Annotated in this window: 9 protein-coding genes and 1 tRNA gene; 3 read left to right on the top strand and 7 right to left on the bottom strand. The window is 50.2% G+C overall.

Features of this window, described 5'->3' with window-relative positions; genetic code table 11:
* On the top strand, positions 1-1,911 hold a 1,911-nt coding region (locus AXW11_RS04075; protein ID WP_286791900.1), incomplete at its 5' end, for an acyltransferase family protein.
* 29 nt (positions 1,912-1,940) lie between these two features.
* Positions 1,941-2,558 carry an adenylyl-sulfate kinase gene (cysC, locus tag AXW11_RS04070; protein ID WP_286791898.1) on the top strand — a complete coding sequence of 206 codons (618 nt, stop codon included), beginning with the start codon at positions 1,941-1,943 and terminating at the stop codon, positions 2,556-2,558.
* 334 nt (positions 2,559-2,892) lie between these two features.
* Here cysC and AXW11_RS04065 read toward each other — a convergent pair whose 3' ends face one another.
* Entirely contained in the window at positions 2,893-3,099 is a 207-nt protein-coding gene (locus AXW11_RS04065; RefSeq protein WP_286791897.1) for a hypothetical protein, read from the bottom strand.
* Positions 3,100-3,274: 175 nt separating this feature from the next.
* Here AXW11_RS04065 and galE point away from each other — a divergent pair, with 175 nt between their 5' ends.
* Positions 3,275-4,291, top strand: a complete 1,017-nt coding sequence (galE, locus tag AXW11_RS04060) for a UDP-glucose 4-epimerase GalE (RefSeq protein WP_286791895.1) — start codon at positions 3,275-3,277, stop codon at positions 4,289-4,291.
* A 16-nt stretch (positions 4,292-4,307) separates the two neighbouring features.
* Here the strand turns inward: galE and AXW11_RS04055 are convergent, their stop codons facing one another.
* The 6 genes from AXW11_RS04055 to AXW11_RS04030 form a co-directional block, all read right to left on the bottom strand.
* Positions 4,308-5,423 carry a glycosyltransferase gene (locus AXW11_RS04055; RefSeq protein ID WP_286791894.1) on the bottom strand — a complete coding sequence of 372 codons (1,116 nt, stop codon included), beginning with the start codon at positions 5,421-5,423 and terminating at the stop codon, positions 4,308-4,310.
* Positions 5,424-5,425: 2 nt separating this feature from the next.
* Positions 5,426-6,436: a polysaccharide pyruvyl transferase family protein gene (locus tag AXW11_RS04050; RefSeq protein ID WP_286791892.1), complete on the bottom strand. Its 1,011-nt coding sequence runs from the start codon at positions 6,434-6,436 to the stop codon at positions 5,426-5,428.
* The gene (locus tag AXW11_RS04045; RefSeq protein ID WP_286791891.1) at positions 6,427-7,611 is read right to left on the bottom strand and encodes a hypothetical protein; all 1,185 of its coding nucleotides are present in this window, start codon (positions 7,609-7,611) and stop codon (positions 6,427-6,429) included. Before AXW11_RS04045 ends, AXW11_RS04050 begins: the two co-directional genes overlap by 10 nt.
* A gap of 1 nt (position 7,612) precedes the next feature.
* Positions 7,613-8,893: a sugar transferase gene (locus tag AXW11_RS04040; protein ID WP_286791890.1), complete on the bottom strand. Its 1,281-nt coding sequence runs from the start codon at positions 8,891-8,893 to the stop codon at positions 7,613-7,615.
* Between the two features lie 4 nt (positions 8,894-8,897).
* Entirely contained in the window at positions 8,898-9,953 is a 1,056-nt protein-coding gene (locus AXW11_RS04035) for a glycosyltransferase (RefSeq protein ID WP_286791888.1), read from the bottom strand.
* A gap of 320 nt (positions 9,954-10,273) precedes the next feature.
* Positions 10,274-10,349: transfer RNA gene (locus tag AXW11_RS04030), tRNA-Asn, on the bottom strand.
* Positions 10,350-10,373: the final 24 nt, after the last annotated feature.

Here is a 10,373-nt window from a genome sequence, read left to right as displayed (position 1 = left end):
GGTGGCTTTGTCGGCGTTGATGTATTTTTTGTGATTTCTGGTTATTTGATCACTGGCATCGTCGCTAAAGAAATTCGTCAGGGTACGTTTTCCTTCGGCAGCTTCTACCAGCGCCGGGTAATTCGGTTGGCGCCAGCCTATTTTCTGGTTTTAGTGGCAACCAGTATGCTTGCCGGCATGTACATGTTGCCGGCGGAGCTGGTCGATTATTCGCGTAGCGTGATTTATTCCACCCTGTTTGCCGCCAATTTCTACATGTGGAATGCCGTTGGTGGTTATTTCGGGGCAGGGGCGGATACCATTCCGTTGCTGCATTTGTGGTCTCTGGCGGTCGAGGAGCAGTTCTATCTGGTCTGGCCAACGCTGTTGTTGATTGTCGCTACCGGGCGCCGTCATCTTCTGTTGGCTGTGATTGTGATTACGTTGGTGGCTCTGGTGGTTTCTCATTGGGGGGCCCTGCATTACAAAGCTGCCACCTATTATCTTATGCCGACTCGCGCGTTTGAGCTTTTGCTGGGGGCGGTTCTAGTCCTTTTGCCTGTGCGTTGGCTGAGCAAGGTTAACGGTGCGGTTTCCAGTGCGCTTGTGCTGCTTGGACTCCTGCTAATCGGCTACGCGGCGGTTGCTTTTGGTGATGAAACGGTGTTTCCCGGTTTGAATGCGCTGTTTCCCTGTGTTGGTACCCTGCTTGTCATTTTGTTCTCAGGGACAGGGGAGCCTGTCAGCCGGTGGTTGCTGTCCAACCCGGTGTCTGTGTTTCTGGGAAAAGTGTCTTATCCCGCCTACTTATGGCATTGGCCGTTGATCGCGTTTCTCAATCTGCAACTGGTTCCGCTTACTTTATCAGTGAGTGTGGCGGTGTTCTTGGGTACTTTCCTGTTGGCGGCTTTGACCTATCTTTATGTCGAAAAGCCTTTTGTGGCATTACGGTCGGCATCGTGGAAAAAGGTTGTGGGATATCTTTTTGTATTGCCAGCCGCTTTTATGATTGCCGTCGCAGTTGTAACTATTCACTTTCGGGGGTTTCCTGGCTTAGTAGACCCTCGACTTGCTGTTATGGTGGAAGCGATTTCTACGCCTGCTCATCAGGTGAGGGATGGATGCATTGAAGGTTCGGTAACAAGCCCACTGGGACGTGATGAATGTGGGCTCGGCGCGGAAAAGGAAAGTGTCGATGCTTTGTTGGTTGGTGACTCCCATGCCAATCATTTCTCCGGCCTGGTTGATGTTTTGCTTTCTGATGCAAAGTTGAGGGGCTACGAGGTTACACAGAGCCGGACTCCATTGATGCTGGGTGTGGATTTTTATTATCAGCAAGATGGAGATTGGGTACGCTATGGCGTTTTCCCGGAACGTAATTCATATATCGAAAATACGCTTCTGCCTGAAGGGTTCGGGTATGTGATTCTGGGTGGTAGCTTCAGCCGCTATATGAATAACGGTATGTTTGTTCCGCAGGGGGCGCCCTTTGCGCCTAACCTGGAAGAGTCTAATCAAGTTTTTGCTACATCAATGGCGCGGACGCTCGAGCGTATTTTGGAGCAAGGCAGTATCCCGGTGATTATCAAAGGGTCGCCTTATTTTCCAAGTGATATTTCCTCTTGTGCATTGAATAACCTGCGGTTTGGTCGGGCTGAAGATTGCAGGATGATCCGGAGTGACTATCAGGAAGACTATAAGCGTTGGTCCGCACTATTGTCTGATTTGAAGCTACGTTTCCCGGAAATGATTATCATCGATCCGGCCGGCGTGATGTGTGATGAAAATTATTGTTATTCGGAAATGAAAGGCCTGCCGTTATATCGTGATGCAGGTCATCTGAACTATCCCGGCTCTGAATTTGTTGGCCGGATGTACCTCGAGCGATTTGAGAACCCTTTTTACCGTGACCCGGGAAAATTGGGTGATTGAAATTTTGATTGTTATTTTTAGGAGCTCCCATGTCTGAGAAATCCCCCTACCAGGAAAAAGCAAACGAATCCAAAGCCCATGTCGTCTGGCATGAGTCGAATGTCACTAAGTCAGATCGTGCCAAGGTGAAGGGCCAGACGCCCAAGTGTATCTGGCTGACGGGTCTGTCCGGTTCCGGTAAGTCGACGCTGGCGAATGCGCTGGAAGTGGCGTTGACCGAACAGGGTAACCACACTTACCTGCTGGATGGCGACAATGTGCGCCACGGCCTGAACAAGAACCTGGGTATGAGTGATGAAGACCGCACCGAGAATATCCGCCGGGTGTCTGAAGTCGCCAAGTTGATGGTGGATGCGGGTTTGATTGTGGTGACGGCCTTCATTAGCCCGTTTCGCGCAGACCGTGATTCTGCACGTGAGTTGTTTGAAGACGGTGAGTTCGTGGAAGTGTTTGTGGATGCGCCGCTGGAAGAGTGTGAGAAGCGCGACCCTAAAGGTCTATACCAGAAAGCGCGCCAGGGCATCATCAAGGAATTTACCGGTATTGATAGCCCATACGAAGCCCCGGCCACGCCCGAGTTGGTGATCAACACGGCTGAGAACGATATCGAAGCCTGCGTGAAGCAGCTGATCGCTGCGATCGTTTAAGGTGGCTGTTGGCTAAGCAGTATGTCGGATTACGCCTTTCAGGCTAATTCGACCTACAAAACAAGACTATTCGGCTAGCTGGTTTTACGTAGGTCGGATTAGGCGTAGCCGTAATCCGACACAGTACAGTGGTTGAGTTTGCCCTCAGGCCAAGGATGGCCTGTCGCTCACCCCTTTCAGGAAACGACAAGAACCGTCTTCATAACCCGCCTGGGCGGGTTCCCTCGTGTTATCACCACAGCGCGGTGCGCGGTGTGATCGGTTCTGCCCATGAGTGGGTGGTAAGCGATAGCGTTTCGGTGTTCATCGATTGTGGTTTGTTCCAGGAACGCGGTCATTCAACGCTGGTAAGCATGGGGTAAACGGTCACACGGCCATCGGCATGTTGGTCCTTGACAGCAATCCGCACATCCTCATAACCAAACGCTTCGGCCAGTTGCCGGGCGTGCTCCCAGCTATTGGCCGGGTAGGGGTGGGAGGTCAGCTCAACGGTATCCCCGGTGCTGAAGGTATGGCGGAAACTGGCGCGATAAAATGGCATAGTAGACTCATCTGTCGTGGTTATCGTTTGTGGCGGAGGCAGCACTGAATGTTCTGGGTTGCCGCAAGTTCAACAGCCACTCTAGGCGGTTGAACGATTCCGCTGTGTCATCCACAAACCACTGTTTGAGTAAGACAAGTCTGAGGCTAAGGCCGATGATTCGGAGGCGTAAGCGATGAAAAGTATCCTGGTAACGGGCGGCGCGGGTTACATCGGTTCTCATACCGTTTTATTGTTGTTGGAAGCCGGGCACCAAGTGGTGGTGCTGGATAATCTAAGCAATAGCAGCCGTGAGAGCCTGATTCGTGTTGAGCGGCTTACCGGCAAATCGGTAACCTTTGTAGAGGGGGATATTCGTGATGCCAGCTGTCTGGATGCCCTGTTCTCAGCCCATGATATTGCGGCAGTAATCCATTTTGCTGGCCTCAAGGCGGTGGGTGAATCTGTTGCCATGCCGCTTGCGTACTACGATTGCAACGTGACTGGAAGCCTCCGGTTGCTGGAGGCGATGGAACGTGCCGGCGTACGCACCATGGTGTTCAGCTCTTCAGCGACGGTCTATGGCGATCCCGCAACGGTTCCGATACGGGAAGATTTCCCTCTCAGTGCAACGAATCCCTACGGTGCCACCAAGCTGCATATTGAAGATATGCTCCGAGATCTCTACACCAGTGATAACCGCTGGAGAATAGCCCTTCTGCGCTACTTTAATCCCGTGGGTGCCCACGAAAGCGGCGAGATTGGTGAAGACCCCAATGGCATTCCTAATAACCTGATGCCGTTCATTGCCCAGGTTGCCATCGGCAAGCGGGAGCAGCTGAATGTCTTTGGTGGGGATTACCCTACCCATGACGGCACAGGGGTGCGTGATTACATCCACGTGATGGACCTTTCCGAGGGGCATCTGGCGGCGTTACAGGCGCTGGAGAAAAAACAGGGCCTGCTGACAGTTAATCTGGGAACTGGTCAAGGATATAGTGTGCTGGAAATGATCGAGGCTTTCTCGAGAGCTTCGGCACGTGATGTCCCTTATCAGGTAGTGGGGCGTCGCTCTGGTGATGTGGCTGTCTGTTATGCGGACCCGACGTATGCCTGCAGCACGCTCGGTTGGGAGGCTGTACGAGGTATTGACGCCATGTGCCAGGATCATTGGCGTTGGCAGAATAAAAACCCGAATGGGTACGGAGGCTGATTTCTGGTTAAGGCGGCTAGTTGCACCAAGCCGCCTTGTAGTTGTTGATCATCCTTTCAATAGTGAAATTTTTAACGATATGAGCCCTGCATTGGTTCTGCCGCTCTGACCATTGTTGAGGGGCTTGGCATTTCATCTCTATTGCCTGCTGGACGGCTGCGGCGAGCGATTCGTAATCCTTGGCAGGTATAACCCAGCCATGCCCGCCAATAATCGTTGCTGTATCTCCTACATCTGTTGCTACGCAGGGCGTGCCGCATGCCATTGCTTCGGCAATGACGTTGGGAAAGGCTTCGGCAGAACTCGATAGAATATGTATGTCGAGTTGATTCATGATGTAGGGAATGTCTTCCTGCTCCCCAAGCATTTCAATATTGCCAGCCAAACCGTAATTGTTGATGAGGGATAGCATGCTCTTGTTATCCTTATCCATCCCTTGGCCTATCAGCTGGCAAACAAAATCGATCTTTCTCTTTCTGAGGTGTGCCAACGCTTTTAGTAAATTTTCGTGATCCTTGAGTGGGTCAAAACGGGCGACCATTCCAAGGGTGGTCGTGTTTTTCGCAGGAGAATAGCGCTCACTCTCAGTAAGAGGTTTGAATTTATCCAGTTCGTATCCGTTTGGAATAACGAGTGTTTTAGTGTGACAGAAGCCTGCCTCCTCATGTAGCTGGGAGGATTTTTGTGAGCAATAAATGATTCTGTATGGAATGATGTTGGAAACGAATCTGCAGAGTCGAATAACCCAAAGAGTAGATTTTTTATTTCTTTCAGGATCGAAGGTGGCGTGGTGAATGCCCCAATATATATTTCGTTCACCACACAGTCTTGCGACCATGCCTCCAACAAGGCTGGCATGGTACATCCATGTCTGAATGACCGTTGGCCGATATTGACGTAGTAGTCGAGCAAGCTGGAAAAGCCCTTTAAGGGTAATTTTTCCGCTTCCCATGTCAAGGTGATGCACTGTAACGCCTTTATCGGACAGCTTGCTGGAATATAGGCCCGCCTCACGCATGCTGATGACGATATGTTTATCGTCGCTCTCATCATTGCAGACAAGGCGAAACAGAGCGGCTTCAGCCCCCCCGTTATGAAGGCTGGTTGTTATATGAATAATTGTCTTGCTCATAATTAAGAAGAAGTATATTCAAGGGGCGAGTGGCCGGAACTGAATGTATTCCTGAGTGAAGCCTTGAACTCATTGATTTGGTCAAGCGGAAGCCGTATTTCAGTTTTTTTGTGGCGATTTATTTGCTCTTCCAGGCCTTGGATGTTTTCCCGGTATATGACGGGTAGTCCAAAATCTTTCTCTTTCTCTTTCGCCCTGTTGTCTACCCCGATAATTAGTGTGCGTTTCCCATGTTGAAGCGCTCTGATGCCACCATGCAAACGTGTACCAACGTAATCGACCTGGTTTTTTTCAAGGAAAGAGTCATATTGTTTCAGTGATGGGGGGATAAGCTTGATATTGCTTTTCATCAACTGTTCTTTTTCATTGAGAAGATCCTGGAGATACTGAAAATCTTTTGAACCTTGAAGCCATATGTAGACTTGTTCGTAATTTCTCAGCAGTGTTTCGATTGAGTGTGCGTCGGCCTCTATGTCCCTTGCGTAGTCCGTTAGTGTGTATATTACTTTTGCTGATTTTTGTTTGGGTATGCTATCGCAGTGCTCCTCACTGAGATTCCACATGGTTGGGCAGCCGGTGTTCAGTGTGTTGTTTATGCCGCAGGTAGCCAGTTTGGATTTCGTATATTCATCTCGGACAGAAATAACACCGCTTTGGGTTAGTCCTTTCTTTAGAAGCCATTTCGTATAAAGGTCAGGTGCTCCTTGATATGCTCCCCAGCCAACGCCAATAGGGATTACAGGCTTTATGAAAAAGACGGTGAATGCGTTTACCGCCCATGCAGGCCTGAGAAGCATATGTGAAGAAAGACAGTTGGTGCCACAGAGAATATTAGCCTTTACTTCCCGCTGGAGTTTTAGTGAATGATAGAGTAGGGGGTCATGGCTGGAAAAATGGATCAGTTGTGTGTTTTTCAATAGGTCTGTTACTTGGCGCAGAGAGGCATCCATAATGATCTGGTCGCCAACATTGGATGATCCAATGGCAGTATTGAAGATGCCTGCTAATTCCATCGTTTAACTCCAAGCGAATAAAAAGACCGGGTAATAAGATAAAAAGTCACGCTATATACTGCCAGCGCATAAGATATGGCGTATGGGGATGCTGCTACTATGAGCGCCGATGCTATCAGTGCTGCGATGAATGCAGCAAGATTGGATAGCAGAATTTGGCGGTAAAGGTTTCGTGCTCGCAGAAAGTAAACATACTTTTTGGCGGAGGCGAAAAGTAACCGGTAAAAATAAAGCAGAATTATGGCGATGTAACCGCCGGTGTTGGTGGCGAAATACCAGGCAACCACGGTAAATAGGGCTATGATCGCAATCAGGCTATTCTCAACGTTAATGTTTCTTTCAATCTTACGCAGGGCGGCGGCATCTACTCGGAAAATGATGTTTCGGTACAGAGGTTGAAAGCGGTTTTCCTGTACCGTCATCAGTAGTGTGAACACACCTAGCAAGCTGAAAAGTGTTTTCTGCTCAATAAAAGCACTGTTATCTGTGAATTTGTACAGAAGGATGAAGAGCCCTTGTGTCGATAGCCATACCAGAATAAAGGATAGGCTGCTTTGCAGGCCGGCTTTCAGAATGGCAGAGGTTGATGCTGCTTGTTTGCTGGCGCTTTTGAAGCGCAGGTTGCTGGCCAGGTAATACAGGCAAAGCGGCAAGTTTATGGCTGTCGCGATTAGCCAGAAAGCGGTAATGCTCTGCGTCAGATACAAGCCTGCCATCGCGCATGTGATTGCAACTACGCAAACCAAAGAGGTGGCGAGTGAAGATGCTACACGGTTACCCGACAGGGCTGACTTGCGCATCAGTTCAATGGTTGCCCAGATGCACGTGAAAACAAGGAAGCTTCCCGTGGTGCTATCGATATAATATGTCGCTGCTATCAGCGGAGTGAGTGCCGCCAGGATAACTGTGTGCAATGTTGCGCATTTTTGGATCACGTTGGCATTGACTGAATTGGCGATTGCCATGATGGGAACGCCAAAAAGCGCTGCCGCGATGCTGCTGCCCAGTAGTATCCAGGAAGCCTGATAGAGAATATGTGAGGCAGTTTCGCTGCTGCTGATTTGTGGAGGTATCAGATTTATTGCCAGTACGATCAGAGCAATTAGGCCTTGATCAAAATACCTGAAAAAGCTGTCTTTACTCAGCAGATGGCTGGCTGAATGGGGAGGCGTCATTTTATTTGGCGCCAAACCCGGTCACAATGGTTTTTATGGTCTTTAGTACAATCAGGATATCTACCCACAGGGATAGGTTTTTAATATAAAAAAAGTCGTGCTCCACCTTTTCCCGAGTTGATTCTGTGCAGACCGCATAACCCTGGCTTACCTGTGCCCAGCCCGTGATCCCGGGTCTGACTATGTGCCGGTAACTGTAAAAAGGTACTTCCTCTTCAAATTTTGTTACGAAACCTGCTTGTTCCGGCCGTGGGCCAATTAGGCTCATGTCGCCTTTCAGTACATTCAGAAATTGAGGAAGTTCATCCAGACGGAATTTGCGAATAAAACTGCCAAAGCCAGTGATTCGGTGTTCGTCCATGTCTGCAAAACGTGGGGTGTCATCATCTTCGGGGATCATGGAGCGGAATTTATACATGCGGAAGGGGATGTTCTTTCGCCCGACTCGTTCCTGAACAAAAAATATTGGCCCTTTTGATTCGAAACGAATGACGATAGCCACGAGCAGGGAAACAGGTAACACGATAGGGCTGAGGAGGATTGCAGAAGCAATGTCGACGAACCTTTTTGCGATGACATAAACGGCGCTGGGCTGCAGGGAATCCATGTCATGGATACTGAGCATGTTTAGATCGACCTTGCCGTTAATGGCTTCGTTCAGCGCTTTGCTGCTGATAATCGTTGTACCGGATGCGCTGTGATGGGCGACATAGCGCAGCCAGTTGTCTTCAATTTTGGATTCGGTGTCCACGATAAGTGCATCGTATCGAGTTTCACACAGCTCGGTTGAAGCGAGGTCTCTGAAGCAGATGTTTTCGGCGCTTTCTTTATTGTTTATTTGAACATTGGGTAGCAAAGCGAATTTAAGTTTGCGATAGCGACGGTTAATAATAAAGTTGACAAATTGCACACCGAGTAATAAAGCAAAGCCTACAAATAGTGTGCTACGCGAGTATCCGAGGCGGAAGGCCAGTATTACCAACATGGCCGAGGCAATCAGGGCGAGGGTGATGCTGGCGTTGTAGGAAAAGCCGCGGCCACCTGGGAAGCGAACGATCTTTTTTATCAGGAGCGCATTGAAGATGTAGATCGTTGCCAGGGTGATTAGCGATAGTTGCTGGTTGGGATCGTGGGGGATTGAGATCGATCCATGTGCAAAAAGCTGTGCGCAGAACAGGGTAATGGCTAGCCCTGTAATGTGACCCGTCACGGGATTGAGCAGCAACCTCTCGTGGAGGCGATTGTGGCGTGCCGGATTTACCGGGATGAAGTGCGAATTCATGGGTTTAAATGCCTGATTCTGCGCCTAGATAGGCGCTTAAGTAGTCTGATTTTGTCGGCTCTAGCCATGCATCGGATGCGGATGCCCTGGCGGCGGACTGCATGTCGTCAATATTGGCTATCAGTTGATCAATGCTGTGTCGGACTGATTCGGGTGTGTTGTTACACAGAATGCCGTTTCCGGCGCCGACCAGTTCATGACATCCGCCCACATCGCTCAGTAACAGTGGCAACCCATAGGCTTTGGCCTCAAGGGCGGACATGGGCAGCCCTTCGCTTTCGGAGATAAGGCAAAGAGCATGATAAAGATGAAACTGATCAAATGCCTGGACCTCACCTGCGAAAAAAACATTGTTTGGCGCGTTTGCCTGCATTTCCTTTTGAGCAGGCCCGGAGCCGACAACCGTGAGAGTCAGTTCCTCTTGCGAAAAGCAGGAAACGGCATCAATCAGAAGGTCCGGGCGTTTGGGGTGCGCCAGTCTGCCTAAAAACAGCAACTTTACCGGTTTTGGCGGCAGGTTTGCAGGCTGTCTTGTCGGTTTGGGGGTTCGATTGGTCAGTGTGATGGTTTTACCTGGCGGGATATTTAGCTTTTCGCTGCATTTTCTGGCGTCTGCTTTTGATACGTTGATCACCAGATCGGTCAGGGTTGAGAGCAAGCGTTCCGCAAGGGTGTAGATGCTGGCCAGCTTGCCGCCGTTGTAAATGGATGACCAGCCGTGGGAAACATAAATGACCCTCAAGCGTGGAATAAACAGCTTTACCAGCCTGGCATAGACACCCGCATTTGCCGAGCTGGCGACCAGAACCGAGATATTGTTGTCCAGAAGATAGCGGCGAAGGCGCATTAGTCCGCTCGGGCTGGGTAATCGCCTAAGCAGGTCCGGAAGAATCAGCGGGGACAGTGCTACCAGGGTTTGTGTCAGCCATTGGTCTTCCCCTGTGATCAGGAAGGGATGGATGTCATCCTGTAGAAGGCGAATCTGGTCAAGAGTCCATCGCTGGGCGCCACCGGTCTCTGCCTTGGTAATGATGAAGCCTATGCGTGGTTTGTTATCCATGTCCGCCCCGTAATGCTCTCTGGCGGCGGATTTTCTCACTTTCCCGTGGCAGAGGGAAATCGGGCTGAGGAGTGGGAGCTGGCGCCAAACTATATGGGTATAGGGAAGGCGTGTCTGAGGACAGCTGTGCTGTTCTCTTCGGCGCACTTCTGAAGGTCGGCACGGTGTCCGTTTCTTCGCGATGCATGCATCGCTTCCCACAGCCTTCCCAAAGTTTTGGGAGTGGGATGTAGCAGGTTACGGTCGCAGGCGACCGCAGGGCGCCCCATCATTGGACAAAGAAAAAGGCCGGTATCTTGCGATACCGGCCTTCTCTTATTTGGCTCCGCCTGCTGGGCTCGAACCAGCGACCCAATGATTAACAGTCATTTGCTCTACCAACTGAGCTAAGGCGGAATGTCTTGAGGCGCGTATATTAGT

This window comes from Marinobacter sp. Hex_13, assembly GCF_001566815.1.
GTDB lineage: Bacteria > Pseudomonadota > Gammaproteobacteria > Pseudomonadales > Oleiphilaceae > Marinobacter > Marinobacter salarius.
The sequence above is the reverse complement of the archived record's forward strand: the minus strand, read 5'-3'. Positions and strand labels throughout refer to the sequence as shown.